The sequence below is a fragment of the Gilliamella sp. Choc5-1 genome (genome assembly GCF_001690595.1).
In the GTDB taxonomy this organism is placed as follows: Bacteria; Pseudomonadota; Gammaproteobacteria; order Enterobacterales; family Orbaceae; genus Gilliamella; species Gilliamella apicola_M.
Genome location: NZ_LZHH01000046.1, coordinates 50083 through 66596, shown reverse-complemented (window position 1 = coordinate 66596; position 16514 = coordinate 50083). Strand labels below are relative to the sequence as shown.

Here is a 16514-nt window from a genome sequence, read left to right as displayed (position 1 = left end):
TATGATCGTTTCAAATGTTTATTGATCAATTATTATTAATATTGATAGCAAATTCATATTTCAATTTTATAAAGTAACTTTTTATTTCAGTATATAAGCAAGGACATATCATTATGTTAAAACTGATTTTAGCTATTTCGGTCGGTTCGGTGGCGGGTGGTTTGTTGCGTTGGTTTTTATCGCTTAAATTAAATATTATTGCTTTTGCTATTCCGCTAGGCACATTACTGTCTAATTTGATTGCTGGTTATATTATTGGTTTTGCCATTGCTTTTTTTAACCATTCTAGCCTTTCTGCCGAATGGCGTTTAATGGTGATAACTGGTTTTTGTGGAGGACTATCAACCTTTTCAACTTTTTCAGCCGAAATTGTTAACTTTTTACAAGAAGGTCGAATATCTTGGGGCTTAGCAGCCATATTGATTCATGTAATTGGCTCAGTTTTAATGACATTTTTAGGGATTTTATCGTATCAATATTTGCGTTCTTAAAGTGATTTAATTAACAAATAATACAAAAAATAATCATAAATAGAGTTTACAATACCGAAACACTGTATTAATATACACTGTATGTAGAGACAGTATTGAGGTTATTATGTTAATCGAGCATTCATCACAACAACTTATGGCAATTCATTTTGAATCACCTTTTCAACAATTGCTACAACAGCAACGCCCTTTATTAAAATCACTTAATAAAGCCAAAAAATGGCAATTATGGCTTTCTGAACGCCCAATGTTAAAACGTTCATGGATCAATACTGCAGGGTTAGACAAACAAAAAGTTATTCATTTAAGTAATTTAAAAAATGAAAATCTAATATCGACAATAGAAAAGGCTTTACGAAGCCAAACCTGTAGTTATATCGTTGCATGCATCAACAATCTCAATGAACAAGACAAACAACGATTACAGCAAGCCGTATTATCAAGTAATACCTGTCTACTTTTAGTCAACGACGAACAGCCAATTCAATATCATTAAATTACAAAATATGACTAACAAGACAAATACAGTTGAGTTAGTCGTTTTCGATCAACTTTACCGATCTTTGTCATGGGCAATTGATCAATAATATTGATCTTTTTCGGCATTTGATAACGGGCAATTTGAGACTTTAACCAACCCAATAATACTGTTTCGGTTAGTTTACTATTAGGTACTAAAACAACAAAAGCTACTAACCGTTGCCCAAATTCCGTATCAGGAACACTAATAACAGCGGTATCTTTAATTTCAAGATGCGACAGTAAATGTTGCTCTAGCTCAAACGGATAAACGTTTTCCCCACCTGAAACAATCATGTCATCTACTCGACCTTTTAGGTAATAAAATCCCTCTGCATCTTTATCTGCTAAATCCCCAGTTGCAACCCAACGATTGCCCAATGTTGACCAAGCGCATTTGATATAAAGCTCCTTTTTATCTTCTTTTGCTACTAATTTAGCGCAAAGACCTTTAAGTGGCCTGCCTATTGTCGTTGGCTTGATAGCTAAATCATCAGGAGTGGCAATCATACAAACGCCAGCTTCAGACGTGCCATATAAATTGAATAAAACTTTACCAAGCTGATCTAATGTTTGTTTAACCAACATCGCAGTAATCGGTGCCCCACCAGTAATAATACAACTTAGACTTTTGAGTTGATCAACAGAATATGTCAGCATTCGATTTAACATTAAAGGCACCAATGTCACCACTTCAATTTGATTATCAACAATTAATTGACATGATTTTTTAGCTTCAAACCGTCTAGTTAAAAACATGGTTGCTCCTAATAATACCGACATACATAAAGTCGCTATGCCAAAACCATGATAAATCGGTGTAGCAATATAGATTTTTTTATAATGGCTAAGTTTCAATTTTACTAATAACTGCAAAAATGGACGCATAAAATTCTGCGCTTTACTGCTACGCCCTGCCATCTTAAAGCGCCCCGTTGTACCACTGGTTAAAACGGTCACTTTAGCAAAATGCGTTACTTTAATTTTAGTTTGATGCGCTAACGGCAAAGCGGTTAATAAAGAATAAACTGAAGTTTGGCTTTCATGATAAGTCGGCAAACTGTTTTTTATAGGTGGTAGCGCAGTAACATCAGGATCATAAATGACGCAATCAAATTTCACATTATTGCTAATATCATTAACTTGTGCTGCCGATAGCTCAGTATTTAATAAATAAATATCAGCCCCAAGCCTTGCCACTGCAAATAAAGTATGAACCAAAATTGCGTGATTATTTGCCATAATAGCGACTTTTTGATGAGGTTTAATACCACAATGTAACGCTAATTGCATTGCCAAATGTTGAGATTGGCAATAAAGCATGCGGTAATTAATGCAAACACCCTCTTGGCTAATCGCAATTTGCTCAGGACAAAGTCTTTGGCGAATATATAGCAAAGCCATTAAATTCATACCAACAAGACGAATACTAGTAAATAAATACCCAATGCCTTTAAAGGTCAGTAATTGCGTTTTATACAAAGCTAAAATCGATTTTATCATTGTTTTTTCTTAATATAATAATAATTTAATTTACACCAAACACCGTTAAAAATAACAGAGGCCAGTTGTCCCAAAATCGCCCACCATGGTTTATATTGACGTTTTTTAGTAACAAGCAAACGACTAATAATAGTTGCCGCTTGGTTAGGTTGCAGTGCAGGAAGTTTTTTATAGATTTTAGTCGGCGCTATCATTCGGGTTTTAACCAAAGGTAAATAAGCTGTCGAAACAACTATCTGCTGGTTTTCAAACTCACTACTAGCACAACGTAGCCACTGATCAAAAGCGGTTTTAGATGCTTGATAAGCCGCCCAATTAACTGTTGGTGCTAACAAAACGTTTATTGCCGAAACATTAACAATGTGCCCTTTCGATTGTTGTAATTTAGGAATTAATGCCAAACACAATTTAACTGGTGCCAAATAGTTTAGTTTAATGGTTCTTTCAAAATCATGCATACGATCTAACGATTGCATAATTGGGCGACAAATTGATATACCCGCGTTATTGATAAAGATATCAACATGATAAGGTTCTAAATAAGTAATAAAATTATCTAACTGTTTAGCATCACGCAAATCGGCACTAAACAGTGCAACTTTTACTTTTTTGCCTGATAACGATTGCTTAATTAATTGCAATTTATCTGCTGTTCTAGCCACTAAAATAAGTTGACACTCAATATCAGCCAAAAGATAACATAATGCCTCACCAACTCCAAAACTAGCGCCAGTAATAATAATTGTCTTATGTTGTAAAGACTGTTTTAACTGGCAAAAATTGGGCTTGTATATAGGGAAAAGGAGATAATTAAGCAATTCAATCAAAATCTTCATCTATTAATCATCACTATTTTATCGTAGCTGTATAAAATTAATACTAAATTACTTTATGGCTAAATTACATTTTTGATGCATCTTGCCGAGCTTGGTTAATTACAGCTTTTGCTATCCACTGTGTTAACGATACAATTTTTTGATTATCCAATTTCCAAATATCTTTTAAAACCATAAATATTTCTGAGCCATAAATGATTGATATAGCATAAATAACTTTATTATAAATTTCCTCAGGTAACTCAGTTTTGAGTGGCAATAATATTGTAGAAAGGATTTCTTTTCGATTACCTCTAACCAATTTTTCAGTTTGCAATGATGATGAGGCTCGTGCTGTTGCCCATTGTTGTAATGAAATCCTTAATGCCGCACGTAGCGCTCCTTCATGTTTTAACATTTGAGGAAACGCAAAAGCTAAAAAATCATTAATACGTTCATCTACATTTTGTTTGGTAGAATGCCAATTAAAAATAGGTTCTAATGAGCTTTCAACCACTGCTGCAATTAAATCACTTTGTGTAGGAAAATAACGATATGCCGTTGCTCTAGAAATACCTGACTTATCAGCTAATTCAGTTATAGTGAGTTCACATCCTTGTTCTAACACTTCTAATGCAGTATTAATTAAACGTTCATAAGTCCGTTTTTTTACACCTGCATATGTTGGGGAAGAAGATATTAAATTGTTTTGAATCATTGAGCATATATTCAATATTTACTAATAAGTAACATAATACATCATTTTAATAAATTAGTTAAAATTTATCATTTGATAAAAAAAATGAGACTTAGTTCTCATTTTGATATATAATGCACAACAACTAATCAGAATTTTGTTATAAGTACTCAACAATTAACTTAGTTAGGGGTAATAAATGGCATTAACTGGTAAAATTTATTTGGTCACTACACTAGATACCAAATGGGAAGAAATTGTTTATATTAAAAAGCTCCTCAATTTAAAAAAACTTGACTGTAAAATTGTCGATATTTCTACACAACATCATCAATTTAATCACTTAGCTACTGTTGAGGCTGAAACCGTTGCTAATTACCATCCAAATGGTAAACAAGCTGTTTTTTGTGGAGATAGAGGTAAAGCAATTGTTGCAATGGCTGATGCATTTAAATTATTTTTGATAGCTCAAAATGATGTAGAAGCCATACTAGGGTTAGGTGGTTCAGGTGGAACAGCCTTAATTACTCCGGCTATGCAATCACTAGCTGTTGGAGTTCCTAAACTGATGGTATCTACAATGGCATCAGGCGATATTTCTGGTTATATTGGTGCAAGTGATATTGCGATGATGTATTCAGTTACAGATATTGCAGGTATTAATGTCATATCTAGAAAAGTTTTAACCAATGCTGCAAACTTTATTGCAGGTTCGGTTCTTTTTAAAAGCCAAGATATTATTGAAGATAAGCCGGCAATAGGATTGACTATGTTTGGTGTTACAACTAAATGTGTTCAATCCGTATCAGCAAAATTACATAAACAATATGACTGTTTGGTTTTTCATGCAACAGGTAGTGGCGGTAAAGCCATGGAAAAACTTGCCGACAGTCACCTATTACATGGTGTCCTTGATATCACAACAACCGAAGTATGCGATTATCTTTTCGGCGGAGTTTTAGCTTGTAATGAAGACCGTTTTGGTGCAATAGCTAGAAGCAAAATACCTTATATTGGTTCATGTGGTGCACTGGATATGGTTAATTTTGCAAGCCCTGATACAATTCCTGAAAAATATAAAGATCGTTTATTCTATCCACATAATCCCCAAGTGACTTTAATGCGAACAACGCCAGAAGAAAACAAAAAAATGGCTAATTGGATCGCAAATAAACTTAACCAATGCCTAGGTCATGTGACTTTTATTATTCCAGAAGGTGGGTTTTCAGCGTTAGATATTGAAGGTGGAGCTTTTTGGTTACCACAAGCTAATCAAGCATTTATTGATGAATTTGAAAAAACTTTTATTCAAACTGACAAAAGAAAGTTAATAAAAACCCCTTATCACATAAATTCAGCAGAGTTTTGTGATCTAATCAGCAACGAATTTGCAAATGTAATGAAATAAATATTTGGAGAATATAATGAGTAGTCAACGTGCTCAATTGTTAAAAAAATTCCACGATATGATTAATAAAGGTCAACCAATTATTGGTGGTGGTGCTGGGACAGGATTATCAGCAAAATGTGAAGAAGCAGGTGGAATCGATCTTATTGTTATCTATAATTCAGGACGTTACCGTATGGCAGGTAGAGGTTCATTAGCAGGATTACTAGCTTATGGCAATGCTAACGAAATTGTTATGGATATGGCAAAAGAAGTATTGCCTGTAGTCAAACACACACCAGTGCTAGCAGGTGTAAACGGTACTGATCCATTTTGCCAGTTTGACCAATTTTTAGATAAAATTAAAGAAACAGGATTTGCTGGTGTACAAAACTTTCCAACTGTAGGACTTATTGATGGTAATTTTAGAGCAAATCTAGAAGAAACAGGCATGGGATACGACTTAGAAGTGGAAATGATTCGTAAAGCACATGAAAAAGATCTACTTACAACACCTTACGTATTTAGTGAACAAAATGCAATCGATATGGCTAAATCGGGTGCTGATATTTTAGTACCTCATATGGGACTAACAACAGGTGGTAGTATTGGTGCAGAAACAGCATTAAAACTTGTAGATTGTGTACCATTAATCAATCAATGGGCCAAAGCAGCTAAAGCAATTCGCCCTGATATTATTATTTTATGCCATGGCGGCCCTATTGCCACTCCTGAAGATGCCGAATATATTTTAAATAATTGCCCTGATTGTAATGGATTTTATGGGGCAAGCTCAATGGAGCGCTTACCAACAGAAGTAGCATTAAAACAAACTACAAAACAATTTAAATCAATTCAACGACACTAACAATAATATAAGCAATAACGGTGCGACTAACCAGTCGCACTGCTATTTTTTTATAGTGATTCCGATTAAGCAAAAATACTTTCTAATTACTCCCAAATATAGATAGAATTAACAAATCAATAAATAGTAAAACTACCTATTAACTTCCAAATAAGGAAGATCAAACTTTCGAGTTTTTGAGTTTGCAACTTATAAAGTTTAATATAACTGGTGTGATGGTTTGAATATTTTTATTTTGATGATAAAAATGCCAATAGTATCTACACCCAAAATCATTCCCCTTATTGTTCTATACGCATTTCATCAAAAATTGATGTGACAATTTTATGGGCTTTTTGAGTTGCAGCTATTTGTTTGTCCATGTAAGACTGACTATAGTTTTGTGGGTTTGTTGTGAATTCATTTTTTTGTATTTCAGTTAAAACGTAGGTGTAATCAATATACGCATTTTTTTGATATAAGTAGACAGCACGGCAATATTGGTTATCTTTATAATTAAAATTGCAATACAGCGTAAAAGGCTCGGTTTGTGATCGAGCCAATTTAGATTGTTTATAAATATGTTATCGCTTTTTTGGCATCCATTATCCATAATCATTTAATTACAATGCTATAATTTATAAAATAGCCAGTTTGGTTTGAACAAACATTTCACAACTTACAACCGATGCAAAATTGGTTAAGGCAGACATAAAGTTGTTATGTACCACTTGGGATGGAATCGTTTTACCATCAAATTCGAGATCACAAGTTGTACAAGCATCGTGGATTAATATCGGTTGATAACCTAGTTCGGATGCGTGACGTGTTGTTGAGTCAACACACATATGGCTCATCATTCCACAAATAACCATCTGCTGGATCTGTTCTTGTTGTAATTTTTTTTGTAGCTCAGTTTGATAAAAACTATTAGGGAATGTTTTTTTGACAAGATACTCATGCAAGTTACCAAGCGGTAACAAACTTGGATGAATTTCAGCGCCTAAACTTCCGTTAGCAAAAAAATCCGCATGAGGATCAGACTTTATATGCTGAATATAAAAGATCGGTAATTGTTGTGCTCTAAAGTGTTTTTGTAGTTTTAAGGTATTTTGTAAAGTTAATTCTGTATTGTTTAAAGTAAATTTACCCGTTGGGAAATAGTCATTTTGTACGTCGATAATTATTAACCCTTGTTTCATTGTTTTGTCCTTAAATTATGTTTGAGTTGATAATTATGCGATAATTACGCTATCTGTTACATAATGAATTGAAAGTATTATTACTTACCTACTTTCAAAATGAAAAAGATAAACAAGTATGGATAAAAAAGATCGCGCTATTTTAGATGAACTTAAAAAAAATAGTCGTCAATCATGGAAAGAAATTGGCGAAAAAGTATATTTGTCAGGACAGGCTGTTGGACAGCGAGTTCAAGAATTGTATGATAATCATATTATTGAAAAATTTACTATTAAAGAAAAAACAAATCAGCTTCAGTTTATAACGATTTATATGAATTCAAATCAATTCACCTCGTTCGAAAACATGGTCATGTCGTTTAAAGAAATCATCGAATTTTATAAAATCACAGGCGATGGGTGTTATTTTATAAAAAGTGAATTTACAGACCAAAACTTACCACATTTTTTAGACAAACTTGAGCTCTATTGCCGTTATAAAGTTAGTCATCAGTCAAAAGTGATTAAATAACGCTATTTTAAAAATTTACACCTAAACTTGTTGACTATTTTTTGTATAAAGATTTTTTACATAAAAAACAAAAAAAAGTTGCGAGCATGTAAATTCTGTTATATTTTGTTCAGTAGCTTTAATTATCAACTCAGTTAAAGGTTTTTATTTTTATGAATTGTTTTTGCGTTTTTATTACTAATGCTATTAGTACACATCATCATCACCATCATTCCTGAATAGTCTTCGGGCAATTGGTGCTGGAAGACTTTGGTCTTCCGGTGATGTCGCAAAAGCAAGCAGAAACCCTCGGAAGATCAAACTTCCGAGGGTTTTTTGTTTGTAGTTTATAAATTTTTAGATAACTTTGGAGAAAGATATGTTGGATAATTCGCGTTTACGCATTGCTATGCAAAAGTCAGGTCGATTAAGTGACGAATCAAAAAAGTTACTTGCCCAATGTGGTATTAAAATTAATCTTCAGGAACAGCGTTTGATTGCTTTTGCTGAAAATATGCCCATTGATATCTTGCGTGTTCGTGACGACGATATCCCCGGACTGGTTATTGATGGCGTTGTCGATATTGGGATTGTCGGCGAAAATGTTTTAGAAGAGGAAGTATTAGATAGGCAGGCCGAAGGCGAAGATCCACAATTTAAAAAATTGCGTAGTTTAGATTTTGGTGGCTGTCGATTGTCGATCGCAGCACCTCGTGATTTTGAGTATACAGGACCAGAATGTTTAAATGATTTGCGTATTGCCACCACTTACCCTCACCTGCTCCGCCGTTATCTTGCTCAATATAATGTTAACTTTAAAACATGTTTGCTTAATGGTTCGGTCGAAGTTGCCCCTCGGGCTGGGCTTGCCGATGTAATTTGTGATTTGGTTTCGAGTGGTGCAACGCTTGAGGCCAATGGACTAAAAGAGATCGAAGTTATTTATAAATCAAAAGCCTGCTTAATTCAACGTCAAGGTGAAATGTCGCCAATAAAACAGGCGTTAATCGATAAAATCATGACACGCATTCAAGGCGTTATTCAAGCTCGTGAATCCAAATATATTATGCTCCACGCCCCTACTGAGGTGTTAGATGATATTGTTGCGCTATTGCCGGGTGCCGAAAATCCAACCATTTTACCGTTAACAGGCGAGCAAAATCGTGTTGCGCTACATATGGTGAGTAGTGAATCTCTTTTTTGGGAAACCATGGAAAAATTAAAAACATTAGGCGCAAGTTCAATTCTTGTATTACCAATTGAAAAAATGATGGAGTAATAATATGAAACTCTCTTATTGGCAACAATGTACTGACGATCAACGCAGGAAACTACTTACTCGCCCAGCAATTACTGCTTCTGATTCGATTAGTCAATCGGTAACTGATATTTTGGGTCAAGTTAAACAAAATGGTGATGAGGCATTAAAAACGCTTAGTAACAAGTTTGATAAAATTCAGATCAAGCAAATTAAATTAACTCAAGATGAAATTAAAGCTGCAACTTGCCGAGTTAATTCAGAATTGAAACAAGCTATGCAACTTGCTGTTTCTAATATCGAAAAATTCCACCTAGCTCAAGTAAAACAAGCTATTACAGTTGAAACAATGCCAGGTATAAATTGTCAGCAAGTGACTCGCCCAATTGAATCTGTAGGACTATATATTCCTGGTGGCTCAGCACCTTTATTATCAACCGTATTAATGCTAGCAATCCCTGCAAAAATTGCAGGATGTAGTAAAGTTATTTTATGCTCGCCGCCTCCGATTGCTGATGAAATATTATATGCGGCTGAACTTTGTGGCGTGACCGAAGTTTACCAGCTTGGTGGAGCCCAAGCAATTGCAGCTATGGCATTTGGAACCGAATCAGTGCCTAAAGTAGCTAAGATTTTTGGTCCTGGAAATGCTTACGTTACCGAAGCCAAACGCCAAGTTAGCCAACGCCTTGATGGCGCAGCCATTGATATGCCTGCAGGTCCATCTGAAGTATTAGTCATTGCAGATAGTTCGGCTAATCCTGCTTTCATTGCTGCCGATCTTTTATCACAAGCTGAACATGGTCCTGATTCACAAGTTATTTTGTTAACACCTGATGAAAAAATAGCACAAGCAGTATCGATTGAAGTCGATAAACAACTTACGCAACTATCCCGCCAGAATATCGCTGAAAAATCATTGCAAGAAAGTCGCCTTATTGTAACTAAAGATTTGGATGAATGTGTTGCTATTAGTAATCGCTATGGTCCCGAACACTTAATTATTCAAACTGCAAATGCGGATGAATTAGTTGAGCAAATTACTAGTGCTGGCTCAATCTTTTTAGGGGATTGGTCACCGGAGTCAGCAGGTGATTATGCATCAGGAACCAATCATGTATTACCAACTTATGGTTATACAGCCACATATTCTAGTCTTGGGCTTGCTGATTTTCAAAAACGTATGACGGTGCAAAAATTAACACCAGAAGGATTAAAAGCAATAGGTAATGCCGTTGAGCTTATGGCAGAGGCTGAACAACTCACCGCCCATAAACAAGCAGTTAGTCTTCGTTTATCGGTATTAAATTCAATAAATCAAAAATAGGTAGTTAAAATGGATATTAATAAATTAGTTCGAAAAAATGTTCAGCAATTAACACCTTATCAATCTGCTCGGCGAATTGGTGGTCAAGGCGATGTGTGGCTAAATGCCAATGAATATCCGGTAGCACCTCATTTTGACTTGACCGATCAAACCTTAAACCGTTATCCAGAACCGCAGCCTGAAAAAGTAATTCAGCGTTATGCACAATATGCAGGGGTTAAAACTGAACAAGTGCTTGTTAGCCGAGGAGCTGATGAGGCCATTGAGCTTTTAATGCGTGCATTTTGTGAGCCTCAGCACGATAGTATTTTATATTGTCCACCAACTTATGGCATGTACCAAGTAAGTGCTGAGACATTAGGTATTAAAACCAAAACTGTGCCAACCACTTCTGATTGGCAGCTTGATCTTGATGGCATAAAACAAAATCTTGATACTGTAAAATTAATTTATGTCTGTTCACCAAATAATCCGACCGGTAATTTAATTAATCCTGATGATATCAAAGCTTTACTTAATATTGCCAAAGATCGTGCTTTGGTCATTATTGACGAGGCGTATATTGAGTTTTCTCTTGACTCAACGGTTGTAAGTTGGCTTGCTGACTATCCGCATTTAGTAATTTTACGCACGCTATCAAAAGCATTTGCTTTGGCTGGATTACGTTGTGGCTTTACCATCGCAAATAAACCCGTTATTAATGCATTACAAAAAGTTATAGCTCCTTATCCTCTTGCAACTCCCGTTGCCGATATTGCGGCTCAAGCGCTGAGTAAAGATGGCGTGAATACCATGAAGCTACATGTGGTAAATTTAAATAATCAAAAGGAAAAATTTGCCAATTTACTTCGACAATTGCCAATTGTCGAAAAAATTTATCCGAGTTATTCCAACTATTTGTGTGTTAAATTTCAACATGATAAAGATGTATTTAATATTTTATGGTGCCAAGGCATTATTTTACGCAATCAAAGTAAATCTATTGGGCAACAAAATATAATTCGAATTACCATTGGTACTCAAGCCGAGTGCGAAGCTGTCATTTCTGCGCTCAAAAAAATTAAATAGGAGCAAAAATGTTACAAAAGTACTTATTTATTGATCGAGATGGCACATTAATTACGGAGCCTCCGGTTGATTTTCAGGTTGATCAGTTTGAAAAATTGGCTTTTGAACCTAATGTGATCCCAGCACTACTCAAGCTACAAACTGCGGGATACCATTTAGTGATGGTCACTAATCAAGATGGGCTCGGGACTAGTAGCTATCCACAGGCTGATTTTGATGGTCCACACAATTTGATGATGCAGATTTTTAAATCGCAAGGTGTTAATTTTGAGGATGTCTTAATTTGCCCACACTTTCCAGAAGATAATTGTGAGTGTCGTAAGCCGAAAATCCAATTAGTTTTGCCATATCTTACTAGTGGTAAATTAGATAAACAAAACAGTTATGTTATTGGTGACAGGGTCACAGATATTCAATTAGCTGAAAACATGCAAATCCAAGGATTACGATATCATCCTGAAAATTTAAACTGGGACGAAATCGCCCAACGATTAACCATTAAAGATCGTTATGCAAAAGTTAAACGCAATACCAAAGAAACTAAAATACTTGTTGAAGTGTGGCTTGATCGCCAAGGTGGCAGTCAAATTAATACTGGAATTGGTTTTTTTGATCATATGCTCGATCAAATTGCGACTCATGGTGGAATTAAACTCAATATCCAAGTTGATGGTGATTTACATATTGATGATCATCATACCATAGAAGATACTGGACTAGCTTTAGGAGAGGCACTAAAAATAGCACTCGATGATAAACGTGGTATTACCCGTTATGCCTCAGTTATCCCTATGGACGAGTGTTTAGCTAAATGTGCAATAGATATTTCAGGACGCCCTTATCTAAAATTTAAAGCAGAGTTTACTCACCCTAAAGTTGGCGATATGAGCACGCAAATGGTAGAACATTTCTTTTACTCAATTAGTTATGCTATGGCTATTACATTGCATATTGAAACAGAAGGCGATAATGATCATCATAAAGTAGAAAGTTTATTTAAAGCTTTTGCTAGAACATTAAAACAAGCCATCAAAATTGAAAGTGACCGATTACCAAGCTCAAAAGGAGTACTATAAATGAAGATTGTCATCCTAGATACTGGCTGTGCTAATTTATCTTCGGTCAAATATGCCGTGCAACGATTAGGTTATGATCCAATAATTAGCCTTGACCCAGATATCGTGCTCAGCTCAGATAAGTTGTTTTTACCAGGAGTAGGATCTGCAAGTTCGGCAATGAAAAAATTAAAAGAGCGTAATTTAACCGAACTAATAAGAGTTTGTACTCAACCTGTATTAGGGATCTGCCTTGGTATGCAACTTCTAGCCGATTATAGTACCGAAGGAAATGTTAACACATTGGGAATTATTCACGAAAAAGTTAGAGAAATTCCTGATTGTGGTTTACCTTTACCACATATGGGGTGGAATCAGGTTTCACCTAAAGCCGGTCATCATCTATTTCGAGATATTCCTGATGATGCTTATTTTTACTTTGTACATGGATACGCGATGCCATTATGCTCAGCAACAATAGCAGAAACCAATTACGGCGAAAGCTTTACCGCAGCCGTACAAAAAGAAAACTTTTACGGCGTGCAATTTCATCCCGAGCGTTCTGGCTTAGCCGGTGCAAAATTGCTAAAAAACTTTTTGGAGATGTAACTATGACAGCTTTTCCAATAATCATTCCTGCACTTGATTTAATCGATGGTTCCGTTGTGCGATTACATCAAGGTGATTATAAGCAAAAACGTGATTATGGCAACGATCCACTTTTACGCTTACAGGATTATGAAAAACAAGGTGCTAAACTGTTACATCTTGTTGATTTAACAGGTGCGAAAGATCCCCAAAAACGCCAAATTTTACTAATACAAAATCTGATTAATGGTGTGCAAATACCAGTTCAAGTTGGTGGAGGAATTCGTACTGAAAAAGATATACAATCATTGCTATCTGCCGGCGCTGCTCGCATAGTAATTGGTTCGACAGCTATTAAGCAACCCGAATTGGTCAAACAGTGGTTTTCAAAATATGGTGCAGAAAGGCTAGTATTGGCTCTTGATGTCCGCATTAACAACCAAGGAAATAAATATGTCGCTATTCATGGATGGCAAGAAGATTCCTGTCAGACACTAGAACAAGTGATTGATGATTACCTTCCTTATGGCTTAAGGCATGTATTGTGTACAGATATTTCCAAAGATGGCACACTCAGTGGCTCAAACGTTAAGTTGTATCAGGAAATTAGTCGTAAATACCCACAGATTGCTTTTCAAGCGTCTGGCGGAATTGGTCAATTGAGTGATGTCAAAGCACTGAAAGACAGTGGTGTTAAAGGTGTCATTGTTGGCCGTGCTTTACTTGAAGAAAAATTTACAGTTCAGGAGGCAATTTCATGTTGGCCAAAAGAATAATTCCCTGTTTAGATGTTCGCGATGGACAAGTGGTTAAAGGTGTACAATTTCGTAATCATGAAATTATTGGAGACATAGTCCCCTTAGCAAAAAAATATGCAGAAGAAGGTGCAGATGAGCTCGTTTTTTATGATATCACCGCTTCGTCAGATGGTCGTGTTGTCGATAAAAGTTGGATCGCAAAAATTGCCGAAGTGATTGATATCCCTTTTTGTGTTGCTGGTGGTATTAAAACGGTTGAAGATGCAGGTCAAATATTAACCTTTGGAGCTGATAAAATTTCGATTAATTCCCCTGCCCTTGCTGATCCTAGTTTAATTACACGGCTTGCAGATCGTTACGGAGTACAGTGCATTGTAGTTGGCATTGATAGCTGGTATGACAAACAGTCAAACAATTATCATGTTTATCAATTTACTGGTGACGAAAAACGTACCGTTGCCACAAAATGGAACACTCTCGACTGGGTACAGGAGGTACAAAAACGTGGTGCAGGTGAAATTGTTCTTAATATGATGAACCAAGACGGTGTTCGTAATGGATATGATATTATTCAACTAAACGCCGTTCGAGAAGTATGCAACGTGCCACTAATTGCTTCAGGCGGTGCTGGTACTATTGAGCATTTTTTACAGGCATTTAATGAAGCACAAGTTGATGGAGCATTAGCTGCCTCAGTTTTTCATAAACAAATTATTAATATTGGTGAACTTAAACAATATTTGGCACAGCATGGAGTAAATATTCGATTATGTTAACGCAAAATTGCAATACCCAATTAGATTTACAACAACTGAATTGGCAAAAAGTGGATAATTTAATGCCGGTCATTATTCAGCATTATGTTTCGGGCGATGTGTTAATGCTTGGCTATATGAATCAAGAAGCGTTAGCACAAACACAAAATAGCGGCAAAGTCACTTTTTATTCACGAACCAAACAGCGCCTTTGGACAAAGGGTGAAACTTCTGGCAATTTTCTTAATGTTGTGAGTATTTCAACGGATTGTGATAATGATACGTTATTGATTTTAGTTGATCCAGTTGGCCCAACTTGCCATACCGGCTCAACAAGTTGTTTTGCTTCGACTAAAACTCAATGGGGATTTTTATTTGAATTAGAACAGATAATTGCAGGGCGTAAAAATGCCGATCCTAAATCATCATATACCGCAAAACTGTATCATGACGGCACTAAACGCATAGCTCAAAAAGTGGGAGAAGAAGGCGTTGAAACAGCCCTTGCAGCAACAGTTCATGACAGCGAGGAACTAAAAAATGAATCTGCCGATTTAATTTATCATTTATTAGTTTTACTCCAAGACCAGAATCTGTCTTTACAAGATGTCATTGGTATTTTAAAAGCAAGACATAAATAGTTATAACCCATCCAAAGTGCGAGTTATGTCGCACTTTGTTTCAATTTTTTATTCTCATAAAAAAAGATAGAATAAATTAGTAAACCGGTAATTTAACCCCGTTAAACATCGTTAATACTTCGGAATTGTTTTCACATAACATAAGTTTGTCTACAGCTTGTCGATTCAAATGAGGCGAAAACTGACTGATAAAATCATACATATAACTGCGTAAATATAATGAGCGAGGAAAAACGATATAGGTCGTGCTGTAAGGAAAAATATGTCCAGCATTAAGTACAACTAAATCGTCATCTGAAGTATTGATCACCGCCATTTTTGCCACAATACCAACGCCGACACCTAATTTAACATAAGTTTTAATTAACTCGGCATCCGTTGTGCTAAAAACAATATTAGGTGATTGGTTAGCACGCAAGAAAGCTTGATTTAAATCTGAACCATCATTAGAAAAATCATAACTAACTAACGGATATTTTGAAAGCTCTTCAATAGAAATTAATTTACTTTTGGCAAGCGGATGATCTTTCATCACAATCACAGCTTGGTTCCAGTGATAACAAGGTAAGGCTATCATATCATCGCTAAGCTGTGAGATATCGGTCACAATAGCAAATTCTGCCATACCTTCTTGAGTTTGTAAAATACATTGAGGGGATGATCCTTGCTCCATATGCAATGTAATACTTGGATATTGCTGCATAAACTGTTGAATCACAACTGGCAATGTATAACGAGCTTGAGTATAGGTAGTGGTAATTGTTAATGAGCCTTGATTTGGTTGACTAAACTCTTTGGCGATAATCTTAATATCATTGGACTTATTGAGGATCTCTCGGGCAAAAGCAATGATTTTTTCACCAACCGGTGTGATTTGAGAAAGGTGTTTACCCACTCGAGTAAATATCTGAACGCCGAGCTCGTCTTCTAATAATTTTATTTGTTTGCTTATACCGGGTTGAGAGGTATACAGTTTTTCGGATGTTAGCGATACATTGAGGTCGTTATTTGCGACCTCAACAATATAGCGTAATTGTTGCAATTTCATAACACTCAAACGCTCCTCTAACTGTATGCTCTTCTTCCTTTCTATAAAACTCCAAAAGGAAAAAT

At 35.6% G+C, this 16514-nt stretch carries 19 protein-coding genes and 1 other annotated feature; of the genes, 13 read left to right on the top strand and 6 right to left on the bottom strand.

What is annotated here, in order from left to right:
- Window positions 1–113 precede the first annotated feature (113 nt).
- On the top strand, window positions 114–491 hold the full coding sequence (gene crcB / locus A9G35_RS04035; protein WP_065635779.1) for a fluoride efflux transporter CrcB: 378 nt from the start codon (window positions 114–116) through the stop codon (window positions 489–491).
- A 106-nt stretch (window positions 492–597) separates the two neighbouring features.
- A complete protein-coding gene (locus A9G35_RS04030; protein ID WP_065635778.1) occupies window positions 598–987 on the top strand; it encodes a SulA-like leucine-rich domain-containing protein in 390 nt (129 codons plus the stop codon).
- Window positions 988–1001: 14 nt separating this feature from the next.
- Here A9G35_RS04030 and A9G35_RS04025 read toward each other — a convergent pair whose 3' ends face one another.
- The 3 genes from A9G35_RS04025 to A9G35_RS04015 form a co-directional block, all read right to left on the bottom strand.
- Window positions 1002–2513 carry a class I adenylate-forming enzyme family protein gene (locus A9G35_RS04025; RefSeq protein WP_065635777.1) on the bottom strand — a complete coding sequence of 504 codons (1512 nt, stop codon included), beginning with the start codon at window positions 2511–2513 and terminating at the stop codon, window positions 1002–1004.
- Window positions 2510–3349 (bottom strand): SDR family NAD(P)-dependent oxidoreductase, encoded by an 840-nt coding sequence (locus A9G35_RS04020; protein WP_065635776.1) that lies wholly within the window; start codon window positions 3347–3349, stop codon window positions 2510–2512. Before A9G35_RS04020 ends, A9G35_RS04025 begins: the two co-directional genes overlap by 4 nt.
- A 64-nt stretch (window positions 3350–3413) precedes the next feature.
- Complete coding sequence (locus A9G35_RS04015) at window positions 3414–4046, bottom strand: TetR/AcrR family transcriptional regulator (RefSeq protein WP_065635775.1); 633 nt, start codon at window positions 4044–4046, stop codon at window positions 3414–3416.
- A 178-nt stretch (window positions 4047–4224) separates the two neighbouring features.
- Here A9G35_RS04015 and A9G35_RS04010 point away from each other — a divergent pair, with 178 nt between their 5' ends.
- Both A9G35_RS04010 and A9G35_RS04005 read left to right on the top strand, forming a co-directional pair.
- Window positions 4225–5433 carry a Tm-1-like ATP-binding domain-containing protein gene (locus tag A9G35_RS04010; RefSeq protein WP_065635774.1) on the top strand — a complete coding sequence of 403 codons (1209 nt, stop codon included), beginning with the start codon at window positions 4225–4227 and terminating at the stop codon, window positions 5431–5433.
- Between the two features lie 16 nt (window positions 5434–5449).
- Window positions 5450–6280, top strand: coding sequence for a phosphoenolpyruvate hydrolase family protein (locus A9G35_RS04005; protein WP_065635773.1), 831 nt, complete (start codon window positions 5450–5452; stop codon window positions 6278–6280).
- 281 nt (window positions 6281–6561) lie between these two features.
- Here the strand turns inward: A9G35_RS04005 and A9G35_RS04000 are convergent, their stop codons facing one another.
- Window positions 6562–6822, bottom strand: a complete 261-nt coding sequence (locus A9G35_RS04000; RefSeq protein ID WP_065635772.1) for a hypothetical protein — start codon at window positions 6820–6822, stop codon at window positions 6562–6564.
- Window positions 6823–6897: 75 nt separating this feature from the next.
- Window positions 6898–7461, bottom strand: a complete 564-nt coding sequence (locus A9G35_RS03995) for a cysteine hydrolase family protein (RefSeq protein WP_034913065.1) — start codon at window positions 7459–7461, stop codon at window positions 6898–6900.
- Window positions 7462–7579: 118 nt separating this feature from the next.
- On the opposite strand from A9G35_RS03995, the gene A9G35_RS03990 reads away from it, so the two are divergent.
- The 9 genes from A9G35_RS03990 (at window position 7580) to hisIE (ending at window position 15401) form a co-directional block, all read left to right on the top strand.
- On the top strand, window positions 7580–7972 hold the full coding sequence (locus A9G35_RS03990) for an AsnC family transcriptional regulator (protein ID WP_065590964.1): 393 nt from the start codon (window positions 7580–7582) through the stop codon (window positions 7970–7972).
- A gap of 199 nt (window positions 7973–8171) precedes the next feature.
- Window positions 8172–8292 (top strand) — a sequence feature (His leader region).
- Window positions 8293–8330: 38 nt separating this feature from the next.
- On the top strand, window positions 8331–9230 hold the full coding sequence (hisG, locus tag A9G35_RS03985) for an ATP phosphoribosyltransferase (protein ID WP_034913062.1): 900 nt from the start codon (window positions 8331–8333) through the stop codon (window positions 9228–9230).
- Between the two features lie 4 nt (window positions 9231–9234).
- Window positions 9235–10536, top strand: coding sequence for a histidinol dehydrogenase (hisD, locus tag A9G35_RS03980; protein WP_065635771.1), 1302 nt, complete (start codon window positions 9235–9237; stop codon window positions 10534–10536).
- Window positions 10537–10545: 9 nt separating this feature from the next.
- A complete protein-coding gene (hisC, locus tag A9G35_RS03975) occupies window positions 10546–11604 on the top strand; it encodes a histidinol-phosphate transaminase (protein WP_065635770.1) in 1059 nt (352 codons plus the stop codon).
- An 8-nt stretch (window positions 11605–11612) separates the two neighbouring features.
- Window positions 11613–12680 carry a bifunctional histidinol-phosphatase/imidazoleglycerol-phosphate dehydratase HisB gene (hisB, locus tag A9G35_RS03970; RefSeq protein ID WP_065635769.1) on the top strand — a complete coding sequence of 356 codons (1068 nt, stop codon included), beginning with the start codon at window positions 11613–11615 and terminating at the stop codon, window positions 12678–12680.
- Complete coding sequence (gene hisH / locus A9G35_RS03965) at window positions 12681–13268, top strand: imidazole glycerol phosphate synthase subunit HisH (RefSeq protein WP_065635768.1); 588 nt, start codon at window positions 12681–12683, stop codon at window positions 13266–13268. It begins immediately after the preceding gene.
- 17 nt (window positions 13269–13285) lie between these two features.
- Window positions 13286–14023, top strand: a complete 738-nt coding sequence (hisA, locus tag A9G35_RS03960) for a 1-(5-phosphoribosyl)-5-[(5-phosphoribosylamino)methylideneamino]imidazole-4-carboxamide isomerase (protein WP_065635806.1) — start codon at window positions 13286–13288, stop codon at window positions 14021–14023.
- Window positions 14005–14781: an imidazole glycerol phosphate synthase subunit HisF gene (gene hisF / locus A9G35_RS03955; protein WP_034913044.1), complete on the top strand. Its 777-nt coding sequence runs from the start codon at window positions 14005–14007 to the stop codon at window positions 14779–14781. Before hisA ends, hisF begins: the two co-directional genes overlap by 19 nt.
- Entirely contained in the window at window positions 14775–15401 is a 627-nt protein-coding gene (gene hisIE, locus A9G35_RS03950; protein WP_065575539.1) for a bifunctional phosphoribosyl-AMP cyclohydrolase/phosphoribosyl-ATP diphosphatase HisIE, read from the top strand. Before hisF ends, hisIE begins: the two co-directional genes overlap by 7 nt.
- Window positions 15402–15477: 76 nt before the next feature.
- Here the strand turns inward: hisIE and cysB are convergent, their stop codons facing one another.
- The gene (gene cysB / locus A9G35_RS03945) at window positions 15478–16449 is read right to left on the bottom strand and encodes an HTH-type transcriptional regulator CysB (protein WP_065575538.1); all 972 of its coding nucleotides are present in this window, start codon (window positions 16447–16449) and stop codon (window positions 15478–15480) included.
- Window positions 16450–16514 lie beyond the last annotated feature (65 nt).

Bases quoted from the DNA above. Each gene is read 5' to 3' on its own strand.
- A9G35_RS04010 (WP_065635774.1), top strand. From the start codon at position 4,225: ATGGCATTAACTGGTAAAATTTATTTGGTCACTACACTAGATACCAAA.
- A9G35_RS04025 (WP_065635777.1), bottom strand. From the start codon at position 2,513: ATGATAAAATCGATTTTAGCTTTGTATAAAACGCAATTACTGACCTTT.
- A9G35_RS03990 (WP_065590964.1), top strand. From the start codon at position 7,580: ATGGATAAAAAAGATCGCGCTATTTTAGATGAACTTAAAAAAAATAGT.
- hisF (WP_034913044.1), top strand. From the start codon at position 14,005: ATGTTGGCCAAAAGAATAATTCCCTGTTTAGATGTTCGCGATGGACAA.
- A9G35_RS04015 (WP_065635775.1), bottom strand. From the start codon at position 4,046: ATGATTCAAAACAATTTAATATCTTCTTCCCCAACATATGCAGGTGTA.
- hisB (WP_065635769.1), top strand. From the start codon at position 11,613: ATGTTACAAAAGTACTTATTTATTGATCGAGATGGCACATTAATTACG.
- hisH (WP_065635768.1), top strand. From the start codon at position 12,681: ATGAAGATTGTCATCCTAGATACTGGCTGTGCTAATTTATCTTCGGTC.
- hisD (WP_065635771.1), top strand. From the start codon at position 9,235: ATGAAACTCTCTTATTGGCAACAATGTACTGACGATCAACGCAGGAAA.
- A9G35_RS04020 (WP_065635776.1), bottom strand. From the start codon at position 3,349: ATGAAGATTTTGATTGAATTGCTTAATTATCTCCTTTTCCCTATATAC.
- hisG (WP_034913062.1), top strand. From the start codon at position 8,331: ATGTTGGATAATTCGCGTTTACGCATTGCTATGCAAAAGTCAGGTCGA.
- A9G35_RS04030 (WP_065635778.1), top strand. From the start codon at position 598: ATGTTAATCGAGCATTCATCACAACAACTTATGGCAATTCATTTTGAA.
- crcB (WP_065635779.1), top strand. From the start codon at position 114: ATGTTAAAACTGATTTTAGCTATTTCGGTCGGTTCGGTGGCGGGTGGT.
- cysB (WP_065575538.1), bottom strand. From the start codon at position 16,449: ATGAAATTGCAACAATTACGCTATATTGTTGAGGTCGCAAATAACGAC.
- hisC (WP_065635770.1), top strand. From the start codon at position 10,546: ATGGATATTAATAAATTAGTTCGAAAAAATGTTCAGCAATTAACACCT.
- hisIE (WP_065575539.1), top strand. From the start codon at position 14,775: ATGTTAACGCAAAATTGCAATACCCAATTAGATTTACAACAACTGAAT.
- A9G35_RS04005 (WP_065635773.1), top strand. From the start codon at position 5,450: ATGAGTAGTCAACGTGCTCAATTGTTAAAAAAATTCCACGATATGATT.
- A9G35_RS03995 (WP_034913065.1), bottom strand. From the start codon at position 7,461: ATGAAACAAGGGTTAATAATTATCGACGTACAAAATGACTATTTCCCA.